Annotated in this window: 11 protein-coding genes; 3 read left to right on the top strand and 8 right to left on the bottom strand. The window is 73.3% G+C overall.

Annotated features, from left to right (window positions below; translation table 11 throughout):
- The first annotated feature begins 220 nt into the window (after nucleotides 1–220).
- The gene (locus OIE67_RS04455; RefSeq protein ID WP_326636907.1) at nucleotides 221–4,162 is read left to right on the top strand and encodes a S8 family serine peptidase; all 3,942 of its coding nucleotides are present in this window, start codon (nucleotides 221–223) and stop codon (nucleotides 4,160–4,162) included.
- 243 nt (nucleotides 4,163–4,405) lie between these two features.
- Here the strand turns inward: OIE67_RS04455 and OIE67_RS04450 are convergent, their stop codons facing one another.
- The gene (locus OIE67_RS04450) at nucleotides 4,406–5,455 is read right to left on the bottom strand and encodes a saccharopine dehydrogenase family protein (RefSeq protein WP_326636905.1); all 1,050 of its coding nucleotides are present in this window, start codon (nucleotides 5,453–5,455) and stop codon (nucleotides 4,406–4,408) included.
- Nucleotides 5,456–5,553: 98 nt separating this feature from the next.
- Between OIE67_RS04450 and OIE67_RS04445 the strand changes: the two genes are divergently transcribed.
- Both OIE67_RS04445 and OIE67_RS04440 read left to right on the top strand, forming a co-directional pair.
- Complete coding sequence (locus tag OIE67_RS04445; protein WP_106238747.1) at nucleotides 5,554–6,498, top strand: helix-turn-helix domain-containing protein; 945 nt, start codon at nucleotides 5,554–5,556, stop codon at nucleotides 6,496–6,498.
- A 290-nt stretch (nucleotides 6,499–6,788) separates the two neighbouring features.
- On the top strand, nucleotides 6,789–8,204 hold the full coding sequence (locus OIE67_RS04440) for a glycerophosphodiester phosphodiesterase family protein (RefSeq protein WP_326636903.1): 1,416 nt from the start codon (nucleotides 6,789–6,791) through the stop codon (nucleotides 8,202–8,204).
- A 17-nt stretch (nucleotides 8,205–8,221) separates the two neighbouring features.
- On the opposite strand, the gene OIE67_RS04435 is transcribed toward OIE67_RS04440, so the two are convergent.
- From OIE67_RS04435 to OIE67_RS04405, 7 genes are all read right to left on the bottom strand, one after another.
- Nucleotides 8,222–8,962 (bottom strand): polyprenol monophosphomannose synthase, encoded by a 741-nt coding sequence (locus OIE67_RS04435; RefSeq protein ID WP_326636901.1) that lies wholly within the window; start codon nucleotides 8,960–8,962, stop codon nucleotides 8,222–8,224.
- A gap of 9 nt (nucleotides 8,963–8,971) precedes the next feature.
- Nucleotides 8,972–10,450, bottom strand: a complete 1,479-nt coding sequence (locus OIE67_RS04430) for an ArnT family glycosyltransferase (RefSeq protein ID WP_326636899.1) — start codon at nucleotides 10,448–10,450, stop codon at nucleotides 8,972–8,974.
- A gap of 322 nt (nucleotides 10,451–10,772) precedes the next feature.
- Nucleotides 10,773–11,447, bottom strand: a complete 675-nt coding sequence (locus OIE67_RS04425) for a response regulator transcription factor (RefSeq protein WP_326636897.1) — start codon at nucleotides 11,445–11,447, stop codon at nucleotides 10,773–10,775.
- Complete coding sequence (locus OIE67_RS04420) at nucleotides 11,444–12,541, bottom strand: sensor histidine kinase (RefSeq protein ID WP_326645212.1); 1,098 nt, start codon at nucleotides 12,539–12,541, stop codon at nucleotides 11,444–11,446. Before OIE67_RS04420 ends, OIE67_RS04425 begins: the two co-directional genes overlap by 4 nt.
- A 265-nt stretch (nucleotides 12,542–12,806) precedes the next feature.
- Nucleotides 12,807–13,229, bottom strand: a complete 423-nt coding sequence (locus OIE67_RS04415; protein WP_326636895.1) for a hypothetical protein — start codon at nucleotides 13,227–13,229, stop codon at nucleotides 12,807–12,809.
- Between the two features lie 31 nt (nucleotides 13,230–13,260).
- Entirely contained in the window at nucleotides 13,261–15,564 is a 2,304-nt protein-coding gene (locus OIE67_RS04410; protein ID WP_326636893.1) for an excinuclease ABC subunit UvrA, read from the bottom strand.
- A gap of 103 nt (nucleotides 15,565–15,667) precedes the next feature.
- Nucleotides 15,668–16,432, bottom strand: coding sequence for a MerR family transcriptional regulator (locus OIE67_RS04405; protein ID WP_326636891.1), 765 nt, complete (start codon nucleotides 16,430–16,432; stop codon nucleotides 15,668–15,670).
- Nucleotides 16,433–16,603: the final 171 nt, after the last annotated feature.

The raw sequence follows: 16,603 nt of genomic DNA, 5'->3' as shown, positions 1-16,603 counted from the left end.
CACCTCGGACAGCGGCCGATGTCGGTCCTCCAGGTGACGAGCGGTGCATTTCCTACCAGTTTTACATGAAAATACTTTCGGTGTGTCGTGTTCATGACATGGCAGGATTTCGCCGTACCGAAAACCTTGAATCGGACAGGGTCGCTGGGCCAGGCTGCTCGACGGCGTTCACGGCGCCGTCGAAAGCGATGGCCGGGCGCCTGTGTGCTTGGAGGCCCCGGTGCGGCGCAACCCCCCTTCCACCCGGCTGCGCCGTGGCGCGTTCGTCCTGCTCGGCGCGCTGCTCGCGCTGACAGGAGCGGTCGTTCCCGCGCAGGCGGAACCCCCTGGACCGCTGCCGCCCGACCTGTCGGCGCGGCTGACCGCCGACGGCGGCGCCACCGACTTCTGGGTGGAGTTCAAAGAACAGGCCACGCTGAAGTCGGCGGCGGCGATCAAGGACTGGTCGGCACGCGGCGAGGCCGTGCTGCGGGAACTGCGCTCGACCGCCGATTCCAGCCAGGCGCGGGCCCTCGGCCTGGTGCGGGCCGCGGGCGCCGAGGCCACGTCCCTCTACATCGACAACTCCCTGTACGTACGCGGCGGCTCCGCCGAACTGGCCTCGAAGCTGGCCGGCGATCCCGCGGTCGAGCGGGTCCGGGTGCCGCGCACGTACACGCTGCCCCGGCCCACCCCGGGCGAGCGGGCCGCCGCGAGCGGCCCGGTGGAGTGGGGCGTCAGCGCCATCCACGCCGACCAGGTGTGGAGCGAGTACAAGAGCACCGGCCAGGGCATCGTGGTCGGCAACATCGACTCCGGGGTGGACTACACCCACCCCGCGCTGGCCGGCTCGTATCGGGGCGCGAACGGCGACGGCGGCTTCACCCACGACTACAACTGGTACGACCCCACCGCGCTCTGCGCCGAGGCCGCGCCGTGCGACAACTTCGGCCACGGCACCCACACCATGGGCACGATGACCGGCGGCGAGGGCATCGGCGTCGCGCCCGGCGCCCGCTGGATCGCGGCCAAGGGCTGCCGCGACTACCAGTGCGGCGAGCTGACGCTGGCGCTGTCGGCGCAGTGGATGCTCGCCCCGGCCAAGGCCGACGGCTCCGACCCCGACCCGGCCCGGCGGCCCAACATCCTCAACAACTCCTGGTCGTCGGGGACCGGGAACCCCTGGTACCAGGACTACGTGCGCCAGTGGGTCGCGGCGGGCATCTTCCCCGTCTTCGCGGCCGGCAACGACGGGCCCGCGTGCGGGACGCAGCACTCGCCGGGCGAGTACCCGGAGTCGTACGCTGTCGGGGCCGTCGACCAGAACGGGAACGTGGCCGGCTTCTCCTCGCGCGGCGAGGCGGGCCTGCCCGACAGCAAGCCCGACATCGCCGCGCCCGGCCAGAACGTGCGGTCGAGCATGCCCGGCGGCGGCTACCAGGTGCAGCAGGGCACGTCCATGGCCGCGCCACACGTCAGCGGCGCCGTCGCACTGCTCTGGTCGGCCGCGCCCGCCCTCGTCGGTGACGTCGCCGCGACCCGGGCGATCCTCGGCGGCACCGCCCGCGACCACGCCGACACCACCTGCGGCGGCACCGACGGCGACAACAACGTCTACGGCGAGGGCATGCTGGACGTCTACCGCGCCGTCGGCGCCACGCCCCGCACCGGCACGGGCGTGCTGACCGGCCAGGTCACCGACCGGAGCACCGGCAAGCCGGTCGCCGGCGCCCGCGTCACCGCCACCGGGCCGCGCGTGCTCGACACCACCACCGGCGCGGACGGCGTCTACCTGCTGCACCTGGACGAGGGCGACTACGACGTCGCCCTGTCGCTCTTCGGCTACGACGCCGCGAAGCTCGGCGGCGTGCGGGTGACCGGGGACGAGAGCACGACCAAGGACGTCGCCCTGTCCCCGACGCCGACGAAGAAGGTGACCGTGCGGGTCGCGGACGGCTCGGATCACGGCTGGCCGCTCTACGCCGAGCTCTCCGTCGAAGGCGCTCCGGCCACCTGGTTCACGGCTCCGGGCGACGGGCGGGCGCGCCTGGACCTGCCCGTGGGCGGCACGTACGAGGTCACCGCCACTCCGCGTTACCCCGGCTACCGGCCGGTCACGGCGCAGGTCTCCGGAACCACGCTCGAACTCAAGGCGGAGACCGACCCCGCGGCCTGCTCGGCGCCCGGCTACGCCGCCGACGGTGGCACGTGCGCGCCGGTGGCGGGCGGGCTCGTGTACGGCAACGTGACCGACGCGAACACCCGCAAGCCGGTCGACGGCGCGACCGTCACCCCTGACGGCGGAGCCGGCCACGACACCGCCGCCACGCCCGACGACCCGGCGCTGGCGGACGGCTTCTACTGGGCGTTCGCGCCCATGCCGGGGGCGGGCCGGCGGGTCCTCACCGCCGTTCAGCGCGGTTACCAGAGCGCCACCGTCCCGCTGCGGTCCGGGGCCGACCAGGTGTCCAGGGCCGACTTCGCGCTCAAGGCGGGGCGGCTGTCGGTGAGCACGGATGAGGTGACGGAGCGGGCTCAGCTCGGGGGGCGGGCGAAGGTCCGGGTGACCCTCACCAACCGGGGGTCGGCGCCGCTGACGTACGACCTCGCCGGGGCGAAGGGCAGCGCGTTGGCCCAGGCGCAGGGTCAGGGCGCGCCCGCGACCCGCATCGAAACCCCCGGCCTCACCCCCGCCGCCCGCACCCCGGCCACCGGCCCTGAGAACGGCCCGGAGAACGGCGCTGAGTACGGCGCTGAGAACGGCGCAACACCCGAACCCGCTGCCGCCGCTACGGACGGTGGCACGCGGGCGGCGGATGGTGGGACGCCGGCGGCGGCGCCTTGGACGGATATATCCAACTATCCGACCACGATCAGGGACAACGCCGTCGGGTACCACGACGGCCGCGTCTACTCCTTCGGCGGCTCCCTGCGCGGCGAGGGCGGCACCCCCGCCTCCTACGTCTACGACCCGGCCGCCAAGACCTGGACCCGGCTGGCCGACATGCCGGACGCCAGGCAGAAGCCCGCCTCGGCGTTCGTGGACGGCAAGTTCTACGTGGTCACCGGCTGGGGTCAGGACGGCACGCCCGCCGCCCGTACCCTCGTCTACGACCCGGAGGCCGACACCTGGAGCACCGGCGCGGACAACCCGCACCCGTGGGGCGCGGTCGGATCCGCCGTGCTCAACGGCAAGATCTACACGGTCGGCGGTTGCACGGGCGAGTGCCAGAGCGCGACCGACCAGGTCACCGTGTACGACGTGGCGAGCGACACCTTCACCGAGGCGGCCCCCTATCCCGAGCCGATCTCGTGGGTGGCCTGCGGTGGCATCGACGGCAAGGTCCACTGCGCGGGCGGCCTGGCGGCGGGCCCGCACGGCACCACGCACGCCTACGTGTACGACCCGGCGCGCAACGCCTGGTCCAAGTCCGCCGACCTGCCGATCGACCTGTGGGCCAGCGGCTACGCGGTGGCCGGCGGCCGGCTCGTGGTGGCGGGCGGCGTGACGAACGGCGGCAGCGCGCTGACCAACGAGGCGTTCGCGTACGACCCGGACGCCGACGCCTGGACGGCGCTGCCGAACTCCCGCAACGCCCTCTACCGCGGTGCCGCCGCCTGCGGCCTGTACAAGATCGGCGGTGCGAACGGGCCGCGCGTGACCCCGTTCGGCGAGGTCCTGCCCACCCTGGACGCCTGCGACCCGGCGGGCACGGCCGCGCCCTGGCTGAGTGCGGACCCCGGGCACGGCACCCTCGCGCCCGGCCGCAGCGTCCGCGTCACCCTCACGCTCGACGCCCGCGAGATCGCCGAGCCCGGGACGTACGAGGCACGGCTGACCGTCAACGAGGACACCCCGTATCCGGCGCCGGCCATCGACGTGACCCTCAAGGCGGACGCGCCCTGGCACTGGGCCCGGCTGTCCGGTGAGGTGAGCTCGAAGGCGTGCGACGGGAAGGCGAGCCCGCTGCCGGGCGCGACGGTGACGCTGCGGCGCGGCCGCGACACGTGGACGGCGACCACCGACACGCAGGGCCGTTACTCCCTGTGGCTGCCGGGCGGCCTGGTGAAGCAGGAGGTCAAGGTGAGCGCCGACGGCCACAAGCCGGCCTCGTTCAACGTCCGCCTGCTGCCACACACGCAGATCCGCCACGACACCACCCTGCCCCGCACGGCCTGCTGACCCCGACCTGACGCAACGCTGGAAGGCCCCGCCACAACAGGGCCTTCCAGCACCCGGCCGACACGTGCACCCCAACCGAAATCGGGCCACGTCGGACGGTCAAGCCCCCTTGGCCGACCCAAGCACCCGACCGGCCAGGACACCTCGACCGAATTGGGCACCCCGCCCGGTCAGGACACCCCGACCAGGGCCGGGCCACACCAGCCGGTCAGGACACCTCGACCGGAGCGGCACCCCTGCCTGTCAGGGTGCCTTGGCCGGTTCGGGGGTCTCGACCGTCAGGTGCGGCTCCAGTGAGCGCAGGAAGTCCGTCGCGTCGAACATCGCGCCGGCCGAGGCGAGCCCCTTCACCCGGAAGTCCCCCGCCAGGATGCGCGCCACGGCCTCCACCGCCAGCGGTGCGGTGATCGCGTAGATGTCGCGGCCGGCGGCCGTGGCGCGGCGCTCGACGCCGTCCTTGCGCACCACGACGTCCACGACGAAGGTCTGGTCGGAGCGGCCAGAGGCGTCGGCCGCCTCCGGTGCGGGGGTGTCGGCACCGGCCAGGTCACGCGCGGCCACGACCGTCATGTAGCCGCGCACCTCGGGCACGTCCAAGTGGCTCGGCACGGTCACGACGTCCGCCATGGTGAACTCCGCCAGCACCCCCCGCCGGCCCATCGGCTCGGGGAAGGGCCAGTCCTGCTCCGTCAACTGGTCGTCGTGGTACTCCAGCGCGCCGTTCCTGAACCGGACCCGCCGACCCGCGCGGCGCTCGTGGGACACCCGGCCCGCCGCCCTGGTCCCCTCCGTGGGATGCCAGCCGCTCAGCCCGTACGCGACGTGCACCACCTCGGCGGCCGTCGCATCGCCCATGGCCGCGGTGGCCAGCAGGTCGCCGAGCCCGCCGTAGAAGGCCATCGCCGGCACCACGGGCGTACCGGCCCGCGCCGCCCGTTCCGCGTAGGTGGCGAACATCGACGCGTTCGCCTCGATCTCGGCCGCGACGTCCACGTACGGGATGCCGGCTCGCAGGGCCGCCTCGACCACGGGACCTCCCGTCACCGCGAACGGCCCCGCGCAGTTGACCACGGCGGCCGCACCGGCGAGCGCCCGATCCAACGCCTCCGCATCATCCACCGCGGCCGCCCGCACCTCCACCCCACCCCCGATCTCCTTGGCCAGTGTCGCCAGGCGATCCGCGTCGCGGCCCGAGAGGATGGGGGTGAAACCGCGCCGGAGCAGTTCGGCCACGACGAACCGTCCCGTGTGCCCGGTAGCCCCGTAGACCACCACCGCGTCCGACGTACCCATGACTTCCCCGATCTCCGATGTGCTGAGGAGTCCACTCTCCACGGTCGCCGGACCCGACCGTGAGAGTCCGGAACGACAGCATGCGTACACTTTCCGACATGCACACCGTCGCGCTGGCGACCGCCGGTCACCTGCTGCACTTCGAGCTGGGCGTGGCCTACGAGATCTTCGGCAACCCGCCGCAGGAGGCCGTGGACGGCTGGTACGACGTCCGGCTGTGCGGGCCGGGCCCGGTGCGGGTGGGCCCGTTCGCGGTCGAGCCGGACCACGGGCTGGACCGGCTCGCCGAGGCCGGCACCGTGATCCTGCCCGCGTGCGCCGACATCGACGAGCCGCCGCCCCCTGAGCTGGTCGAGGCCGTACGGGCGGCCCACGCGGCGGGGGCCAGGATCGCCTCCCTCTGCACCGGGGCGTTCACGCTAGGGGCGGCGGGCCTGCTGGACGGCCGGCGGGCCACCACTCACTGGGCGCACACCGCTGAGCTCAGCGCCCGCCATCCGCGCGCCGTCGTGGACCCGGACGTGCTCTACACCGACAACGGCAGCGTCCTGACCGCCGCGGGGAAGGCCGCCGCCGTCGACCTCTGCCTCCACCTAGTCCACCTCGACCACGGCGCGGCGGTCGCCAACGCGGTCGCCCGCCGCCTGGTCATGCCGCCTCACCGGCCGGGCGGGCAGGCCCAGTTCGTGTCCACGCCGGTGCGGGTCACGGGTGATCACGCGCTCGCCTCCGTACTCGCCTGGGCCATGGAACGGCTGGACCAGCCGCTCACGGTGACGCACCTGGCCCGGCAGGCGAACACGAGCCCGCGCAACCTCGCCCGCCAGTTCCGCGCCGTGACCGGGCAGACGCCGCTGCGGTGGCTGCTGACCCAGCGGGTACGCCGTGCCCAGGAGCTGCTGGAGACCACCGACGAGAGCGTGGAGGCGGTCGCCACCGCCACCGGCATGGGCACCGCCACGACCCTGCGCCGCCAGTTCAAGCGGATCGTCGGCGTCCCACCCGACAACTACCGCCGCTCCTTCCGGGCCTCACCCCGGTGACCCACCCAGGTGCCCGAGGCGCGTCACCGTACCGGCTTCCCGCGCCGGGGTCAGCCTGCCCGACGCCTGGGCCGCCGACGCCCCCTGAGATACGGGCCGAGATGGCTCAGGGCCGCGCGTGCAGGTGTGCCGCGCGGCCGCTGAGGCGCGTCACCCGTGCCGGACCTCGGCTGCGGCGCGAGACGGCCGGACCACCGGTCCTCGGGGGCGCCGCGAGATCATCTCGGCTTGCGGGGGTGTCCGCCGTCTGTTCATATGAGCGACATATCGCCATTACAGGGTCTATGTCCATGATTCGGAAGCTTTGTCGTGGCCTGGCCATCGCCGCCCTGGTCGGCACCGCCGCCCTGACCTCACTCCCCCCGGCCCCAGTGGCAGCGACCGCAGAGGTCACCGCTCCCGAAGGGATCGACCGCGTGCACCAGCGGCTGCTCAAGCACGGCCGCGGCGCCCCGCTCATGATCGCCTCCCACCGCGGCCAGTGGCGCAAGGCCCCCGAGAACTCCCTGGCCGCGATCGACGCCGCCATCAGGGACGGCGCCGAGGTCGTCGAGATCGACGTACGCCCCACCAAGGACGGCCACCTCGTGCTCATGCACGACGAGAGCGTCGACCGGACCACCGACGGCACCGGCCGGGTCGCCGACCTGACCCTCGACCAGATCAGGTCGCTCCACCTCAGGCAGGGCCTGGGCGGCGGCCAGGCCGCGATCACCGAGCACACCGTGCCGACCTTCGAGGAGGCGATGCGGGCCGTCAGGGGCAGGGCGCTGGTCAACCTGGACAAGGGCTGGCCGGTCAGGGCGCAGATGTACGAGGTGCTGAAGCGCACCGGCACCGTGGACCACGGCCTGTTCAAGGGCGCTCCCACGGTCGAGGAGGCCGCCGCCTTCATGGCCGGGGACCCGGAGATCCTTTACCTGCACATCATCGACGACGCCACCGCCGGCGTGGTCGGCACCTTCCCCGGCCGTCAGCCGGTGGCGTACGAGGTGGTCTTCGACAGCACCGACGACCCGCAGGTCACGCGGGAGACGCTGGCGAAGATCGCGCGGCACAGCCGCGTCTGGATCAACAGCATGTGGTACGGCCTGGCCGCCGAATACACCGACGAGGCGTCCCTGCGCGACCAGGACCTCGGCTGGCGCACCCTGGTCAGGACCTACGGCGCGAACATGATCCAGACCGACAACGTCGAGGCGCTCGCCTACTGGCGCGCCGGCGGCGACCTGTCCCGCTACGGCCGGCAGCCCGGGAACCGGACGATCCGCGTCGAGGGCGAGGACTTCGCGCCGGGCGGCGAGGGCGTCGGCTACCACGACCTCGACCCCAACCGCTGCACCGTGGCCCGCCCCGACGAGGGCGTGGACATCTGTGACCTGGAAGGCGCCGTCGCGGTGAACTGGATCCGCGGCGGCGAGTGGCTCAAGTACCGCTTCGAGGTCAGGAAGGCGGGCCTCTACCAGGTCTCGGCCCGCGTCTCCTCCCCCTACTCCCCCGCCGGCACCGTCGTGCTCGACTGGGGCACCGGCTCCGGTACGACCGCCCCGATCGCGAACACCACCAGCCACGACGCGTTCACCCTCCAGCCCCTGGAACGCCGCCGGCTCACCAAGGGCACGCACGAACTGGTCCTGCGCATGCCGGAGACCGCGTACCAGAACTTCAACCTCGACTACCTGCAGCTCGACCTGACCGGCCGCTGACGGAAGCGCCCGGCCTGTCATGATCGTGGGCCGGTGGGCGCGGGTGCGGGCCCGGAGAGGGCGCGCAAGGCCCAGGCGGTGATCCGCCAGAGCGCCTCGAACAGGACGCCCGCGCTCATCTTGCTCGTCCCGGCCGTACGGTCGACGAAGGTGATCGGCACCTCCGCCACCGTGCAGCCCTGGCGCACGGCCCGCAGGGTGAGATCCACCTGGAAGCAGTAGCCGCGCGACTCGACGCCGCCGAGCAGGATCCGGGAGAGCGCGGCGGCGCGGTAGACGCGGAACCCGCCGGTGACGTCGGCGACGGGCAGCCGGAGCGCGAGCCGGGCGTACCGGTTGGCCAGGCGCGAGAGCAGCTCCCGCCGGCGCGGCCAGTTCGCCACCCGGCCGCCGGGCGTCCAGCGCGAGCCGATGACGAGGTCGGCCCGCTCCGCCGCGCGCAGCAGCGCGGGCAGCCGCTCGGGCGGGTGCGAGCCGTCGGCGTCGATCTCCACCAGCAGCTCGTACCCGCGGGCGAGCCCCCAGCGGAAGCCCGCCGAGTACGCGGCACCGAGCCCCTGCTTCCGCTCGCGGTGCAGGACGTGCACGCCGGGCAGCTCGGACGCGAGCCGGTCGGCGATCCGGCCGGTGCCGTCGGGGCTGTCGTCGTCGACGACGAGCATGTGCGCGGCGGGTACGGCGGCGCGGATCCTGGCGACGATGCGGGACAGGTTGTCGCGTTCGTCGTAGGTCGGGATGACGATCAGGACGTTGCTCATGACGGCTCCTCAGCTCGCGTGCTTGTAGTCGGTCCAGCCGGTCGGCCACGGGGTGTGCGGTTCCGAGCAGATCGTGATGGGCAGGCCCAGCTCTTCGTTCGGGACGCCGGTGCCGTGGTCGACGGCTCCGGCGGACGAGCACTGCGCGAAGCGCGACCGCAGCTCGGCGGGCGGCAGCCCCACGGCGACCACCGTCCGCGCCGTCGCGGGCGGCGGGCCCTGGTACCAGAGCTCGTTGTGCCCGCTGTAGACGGGAACGTCCGGGGCGAACCGGTTCAGCGCGCCGGCCTCGCCGTAGTTCGCGGTGAGGACGACCGTCCCCGGCGGCAGCGCCCGCTGCACCCCGGCAACCTGGGCGGCGAAGCGCGGCCAGCCCACCGACTCCCTCGACACCTCGTTCGGCGAGTAGCCCAGCGCCGCCAGCGGGAGCAACGGCAGCGCCACGGCGATCCCGATGAGCGAGGTGCCGAGCAGCCCGCACCACACCGCTCCGCGCCGGGCGGCCCTGCGCTCCATCCAGGCGGCGACGGGCACGCAGCCGGCCACGAAGGCGAAGATCAGGCTGCCCGCGACGTAGTCGGCCCGGCCGCCCGACGCCCAGCCGAGCAGGATCGTCACCAGGGTCGCGATGGCCAGCGGCCGGGTCTCGCGCCACCCGCTCAGCCAGCGCCACCCGACGACGGCGATCACGAACGCTCCCACGCTGAGCAGCGCCACCGTCATCGGCACGAACATGATCCGGTTGATCGGCTCGCTGAGCGTGGCGGCCATGGTGAGCTGCGGCCAGTCGTTGACGGCCTGGTAGACCAGGTTCGGGGCGGCGAGCACGGCGGCCACGATCGCTCCCGCCCAGAACCATCTCTCGGCGAAGACGGCGCGCGGGCCGCGCACGGCCAGTCCGACGCCGATGAGCAGTCCGGTGGCCAGCCCGGTGATCAGCAGCACGATCAAATGCTTGTTGTACGTCGCCGCTCCGGTGACGGCGCCGGCCGCCAGCCACCACCGTCCGTCGCCGCGCAGCAGGGCGCGCAGCACGAACAGGATGCAGGTCGTCCAGAACACGAAGTCGGCCGACTGGGTCAGCAGGGTGTGCCCGGCGACCAGCGGGAACATGCCGGTGCCGAGCCCGGCGGCGGCCAGCGTCTGGGCGCCCGCCCGACCGCCGAGCTCGCGGGTGATCGCGGCGCCGACCAGGATCAGCAGCCCCGCGCACAGGGCGGGGACGACCCGCAGCCCGACGATGGTGTCGCCGAACAGCTCCGTGGAGAGCCTGGCCAGGAGCGGGGTCAGCGGGGGCTGGTCGAAGTAGCCCCAGGCGGGGGTCTGGCCGAGGAGCCGGAAGTAGAGCTCGTCGCGGTGGTAGCCGTAGAACGGGCTCAGGATCAGCAGGGTGACCACGACGGCGGCGGCGATGGGGCCGATGATCCGCCAGGCGATGGCTGGCAGCGGCAAGGCGGAGGTCTGGGGGCTGGGGGCTTTGAGCAGCATGCCTCCACGGTCTTCGAACCCGCCCCGCCTGTCGTCTGGCCACAAGCAGAACCTGAAGTCAGACCCCGGTCATAGCCGCCGCCCCACCAAGGCAGACCCAGACTCGCCCGGCCCACCTGAACGGCCGACGCCATGGCCGAACCCGGGGACAGACTCCAGATGCGGACGACCCACCCGGGAGGCGGACCAGCCATGGCCGAACCCCTATGCAGCGTCCGGACGCAGACGACCCGCCGGACGGGCCACCTTGTGCCCGAACCCAAGGTCACGCTTCCGGCGCGGGCGGCCACCGGAGCGGAGCACGCCGTAGCCGAATCCGGGGTCAGGCTCCGGGGGCGGGTGACTCGCCGGGGTGGACCACGCCGTGGTCGAAGGCGAAGACGACCGCCGCCGCGCGGTCGCGTACTGCCAGCTTGGTGAAGATGCGGCCGACGTGGGTCTTGATCGTGCCCTCGCCGATCACGAGCTGCCGGGCGATCTCGGCGTTCGTGAGCCCACGGCCGATGAGCTTGAGCACGTCGAGCTCGCGGGAGGTGAGGTCGCCGAGCCGGCGGACCGCGTCGGGGTCGGTCACCGGATCCGTGCGGTAGCGCCGCAGCACCCGCCCGCAGACGGCCGGGTCGAGCCAGCCGTCACCCGCCGCGACCGCCCGGACCGCGCGCTGGATGTCCTCGGCCGGAGCGTCCTTGAGGCAGAACCCCGACGCGCCCGCCCGCAGCGACGCCGCCAGCACGGCGTCCTCGCCGAACGTGGTCAGCACCAGGACCCGGCAGGCCGGATCGGCGGCCAGCAGCGCGCGGGTGGCCTCGACGCCGTCCATGTGCGGCATGCGGATGTCCATGACGACGGCGTCGGGCCGGGCCCGCGCGACCTCCGCCAGCGCGGCCCGGCCGTCGGACGCCTCGCCCGCGACGTCGAACCCGTACGGCTCGCGCAGGATCGTGCGTAAACCCGCCCTGGCCAGCTCCTGGTCGTCCACCAGCACCACCGAGATCATGCCGGCAGCTCCGTCCGCACGACCCACCGGTCGTCCTCGGGGCCGGCGGTGACCCGGCCGCCGACCATGCGCACCCGGTCCGCCATCGTACGAAGTCCCATGCCGCCATTCTGCCGAGGCGGGCGCTCCGGCAGCAGATTGACCACCGTGGCCTCGACGCCGCCTTCGTCCGACACGCGCAGCCGGACCTCGACGGAGCGGCGCGGCGCGTGCCGGCTCGCGTTGGCCAGCGCCTCCTGCATGAGCCGGTAGAGCACCATGCCGGTGGTCGGGCTCACCACGGACAGCTCGCCCTCGACGCTCGCCTCCAGATCGAGGCCCGCCGTACGGTATTCGTCGAAGAGCTCGGGCAGCCGGGGCGCGGTGGGCTGCGGCGCGACCACGGCCGGATCGGCGCCTTCCTCGGCCAGCACCCTGACCACTTTGCGCAGCTCCGCCATGCTCTGCCGGGCGAGCCGCTCGGCCTCGGCCAGCCCGGCCGCCGCCCGCTCCGGCTCGTGCTCGATCGCCAGCCGCGCGCCGCCCAGGTGCAACACCGTCACGGCGAGCGTGTGGGCGACGATGTCGTGCAGGTCGGCGGCCAGCCGCTGCCGCTCGGCCAGGGTGGCGGCGGCGTTGGCGGCGCGCTCGGCCCGATGTAACCGCTCGCCCACCTCGATGCGGTAGCGCGCGGCCCAGGCGCTCCAGAAGACGAGCGTCACCGCGCCCAGCCAGTTGGGCCATCCTGGGTCGGGGGTGGTGAACGCCGCCACCAGCACCACGGCCAGCGAGGCGAGCCACATGACGATCCCCGGCCAGAGCCGCAGGGTGAGCCCGACGAACGCGATGTAGAACACCAGGATGAACCAGCCGACGCTGTTGACCGCGAGCCCGGTGAGGGCCGCGACGGCGGCGGGCGCCAGCAGCCCGGCCACCTCGGCCGGACGGCCCGGCGCCGTACGCACCATGACGAGGCAGAGCACGAGGAAGGCGGCTCCGCCGGCGAAAGGCGGCGCACAGCCGCAGCCGTCCGCGATCGTCTGCGCCCATGACAGCCCGACCAGCAGCACCAGCAGCCCGAAACCGACCGGCACCAGCCAGCGGGGAGTCCGCATCACCCGCTCATCGTAGGAACCGGCTGCTCCCCCGCGCATCCACCCTGAGTCATACTCCGCCGTCTGCCCACGGTCTGACCGGCCGGGTCCTCCGGTCAACCCGCGCCCGAACGAGTCGGCCTCCGCACGGCTCGCGAACGAGTGGATCGGCGTCGCACGGATCAGCCCTCGCACGGATCGTGGGACGCCCGGATCGGGCCCGACCGCGCCCCACGAACGGGTCAGGCCGCGCGGGCGGACGGGTCAGGCCGCGCGGGCGGACGGGTCAGGCTGCGCGGGCGGCGCGGCGGGCGTGGTCGCGCAGGCGGCGGGCGGCCAGGTGGATGGTCGAGAGGTGCCGGGCCGCGTCGGCCCGCATGGAGGCGGGAATGTCGGACAACCCTCGATACAGCACGCACGAGAGCTGCAGATAGCTCATGAACAGCGCCAGTTCACCCGCCAGCGGCTCCGGCCGGCCGTCGGCGGTCACCGCCAGCGGCCCCTCCCACCCGTCCACCGCCTCCAGCAAGACCCGCTGCTGGCCGAGCAGGACGGCGAGCACGTCGCCGGCCGGGTAGGGGCCCGATCCGCGCATCGGATGCGCGGCCAGCACGCTCACCACCGCGTCCGCCGCCCCCGCCACCGTCGCTGCCAGCCGCCGCCGATCCGCCCCAGACCTGCCGCTCATCGACCCCGCCTCGCCGCTCATGAGCGCTCCCTCGCCGGCCGGATGCGGCCGATCACGACGTGCTCCCCGCCAGTGCCCGGCGCAGGTAGGTCGCGGTCGGGGAGGTGGGAACGTCGAGCAGGCCCGTGGCCGGGCCCTGATAGAGGAGCCGGCCGCCGCGGCTGCCGCCTTCAGGGCCGAGCTCGACCAGCCAGTCGGCGTGCGCGATCACGTCCAGATTGTGCTCGATCACCACCACCGTGGCCGCGTACTCGTCCACCAGCCGGTCGAGGGTGGTCAGCAGCCGTTGCACATCGGCCATGTGCAGGCCGCTCGTCGGCTCGTCGAGGACGTACGTGGTGCTCCTGCCGCTCAGATGGACGGCCAGCTTGACCCGCTGGCACTCGCCCCCGGACAGGCTCGTCAGCGGCTGCCCCAGGCGCAGGTAGTCGAGCCCGACGTCGCCGACCGCCGCCAGCACCGGGGCGATCTTGCGATTGCCCGCGAAGTGTTCCCGCCCCTCGCCGACGGTCAGCTCCAGCACGTCGCCGATCGTCAGGCCGCGCACCCGGTAACCGAGCACCTCGTCGGTGAACCGCCTGCCGTCACAGGTCTGGCAGGTCAGGCTCACGCCCTCCAGGGAGGCCAGGTCGGTGAAGATCACGCCCAGGCCGTCGCAGGCCGGGCAGGCGCCGGAGGAGTTGGCGCTGAACAGCGACGGGCTCACCTTGTGCGCCTTCGCGAACTCGGCCCGGATCGGGTCGGCCACGCCGGTGTAGGTGGCGGTGGTGGAGCGCCGGTTCGTGTGCGGCATCGACTGGTCCACGATCACGGCATCGGGGTACTGGCGGTGGAAGGCCCCGTTGATCAGGCTCGACTTGCCCGCGCCCGCCACGCCGCAGACCACCGTGAGCACCCCGGCGGGGATGTCCACGTCGAGGTCACGCAGGTTGTTGGTGCCGGCCTTGACGACCGGCATCATCCCGGACGGGGTGCGCACCCGTTCCTTGAGCCGCGTCCGTGCGTTCATGAAGGCGCCGGTCAGTGTGCCGGAGGCGGCCAGGTCCGCCGGCGGGCCCGCGAACACCGCCCGGCCGCCCGCCGCGCCGGCGCCGGGGCCCATGTCGATGACGTGGTCCGCGGCGGCGATCACGTCGTGGTCGTGCTCGACCACGAGCACCGTGTTGCCCTTGTCGCGCAGTGCGTGCAGCAGGTCCGTCAGCCGGTGCACGTCGCGCGGGTGCAGGCCCATGCTCGGCTCGTCGAAGACGTAGAGCAGGTCGTTGAGGCTGCTGGAGAGGTGCCGGACGATCTTCACCCGCTGCGACTCGCCGCCCGAAAGGGTGCCCGTACGGCGGTCCAGGCTCAGGTAGCCCAGACCGATCGTGACCAGGTGGCCCACGCGCGAGACCAACGCCTCGATCACCGGCTTCGCCTTCGGCACGTCCAGCGAGCGCAGCACGCCGAGCAGGTCGTCGGCCTCCATCGCGGTGAGGTCGGCGATGGAGTGGCCGTCGATCCTGCTGTCCAGGGCGAGCGCGGACAGGCGCGTGCCGCCGCAGGCCGGGCAGGGCACCGAGGTGGTGAACCGGGCGATCAGCTGCTTGGTCCGCGGGCCCGGCTCACGGTCGGGATCGAGGTGACGGCGGCGGAACTTCACCACCGCGCCCTCGTAACTCATGTTCACCCGCTGGCCGCCCACGTCCACGGGGACCGTGCCCTCCGTGCCGTGGAGCAGCTCTTCCCGCTCCTCCGGCGTGAAGTCCGCCACCGGCTTGCCGGGGTCGAACCGGCCGGAGGAGGCCAGCAGGTACCAGTCGCGCGACCCGACGGCGAAGATCGGCGCCAGCAGCGCGCCGTCGTTCAGTGATCTCGCCGGGTCGAGGAAGGCGTCCAGGTCGACGCCGACGACCTCGCCCAGCCCCTCGCACTCCGGGCACATGCCGGCCGGCATGTTGAAGGAGAACGCGTCGGCGTACCCGACGAACGGCTCGCCCGCGCGGGAGAACAGCAGCCGCATCAGCGGTGCGATGTCGGTGATGGTGCCGACCGTGGAGCGCGGGCCGCCCGAGAGCGGCCGCTGGTCCACCGCGATCGTCGCGGGCAGGTGCTCGATCAGGTCGAAGTCGGGCCGGGCGGAGCTCGGCAGGAACGTCCGGACGAACGCCGGCAGCGTCTCGTTCCACTGCCGCTGCGCCTCCACCGCGATCGAGTCGAACACCAAGGACGACTTGCCCGAACCCGACAGGCCGGTGACGACGGTGAGCGTGCGTTTCGGGATCTCGACGTCGACGGCGGTCAGATTGTGTTCCCTGGCACCGACCACCCGGATCCACTCCGGCGCCGCTGCGAGGTCCGCACGGGGATGGACTTTCACGACTTCAAGTTTATCGTTGAACCTGTCAGTTGAGAGTTTGCTGTCGCTGCTGCTGAAGACGCAGAGAGTAAGGGGCTGGAAGTCTCAACTGAGCGGTCGAAGGTCACGCGTCCGGGAAGAGGCCGCCTTCCGGCGCGTCCGTGCTCAGGTAGTGGTGCAGCGCGGCGGAGCCCGTCAGCATGGCCGCCGCCGTACGGGTGAGCGCCGCCCGCCGCTCCTCGATCGCGCCGCGCAGCGCCCGCGTGCTCCCCGTGCCGCGCAGCTCGTCGAGCAGGGCCCTGATCTGCGGCAGCGGGTGGCGGCCCTGGCGCAGGATGTTGATCATCCGGGCGTCGCGGACGTCGTCAGGGCCGTAGCGCCGGTAGCCGGTGCCGGGCTCGCGCGGCGGTTTGAGCAGCCCGGCCGACTCCCACAACCGCAGCGCCGAGGCACGCGACCCGAGGTGCCTGGCGGCGTCCCCGATCCGCAGCACGCTCGCGGGCGCGTCGGGGGCCCGGGCGGCGCTCGCCACGGCGTGCAGGGCCTCGCTGGTCGCCTGGAGCTCCTGGCGCCGGCCGTGCAGGGCCGCATGGCTCGCGTCGATGAGCGCGAGCCCCTTCGGCACGTCCCCCTCGTGGACGGCCTGCATGACGGCGCGGGCGGTGTCCCAGCCGAAACCCCTGGCCAGCGTCCGGTACGCGAGCAGCGCGGCACGGTGCCTGGTGTCGAACCGGCGATACCCCGAGGGCGAGCGCTCGGCCGGCGGCAGGATGCCGGCGTCGGCGTAGTTGCGGATCTGCTGGGTGGAGACACCCACCTCACGCGCCAGGTCCACCGGCCGCAACGCCGTCCGCCCGGCGCCGGGACGGGTCGAGGATTCTGCTGCCACGAGGCGATTCTCCCCTCCGCGACGTCCGGCGGCCTGATCCGCGGCCGTCGGCCCGGCCCGCGTGCCCAGCCGCCGGCCCATCCGCGACCTGAGCGGGGCGGGTCGTCGGCGATCTGCGCGTGGCCGGTCAGCCGGCGAGGTCGTCCAGGCGGGCGAGACGGGTGCGGGGGG

Source organism: Nonomuraea fuscirosea, from assembly GCF_035917475.1.
Taxonomy (GTDB): Bacteria; Actinomycetota; Actinomycetes; order Streptosporangiales; family Streptosporangiaceae; genus Nonomuraea; species Nonomuraea fuscirosea.
This window is presented reverse-complemented; position numbering and strand designations above follow the sequence as displayed.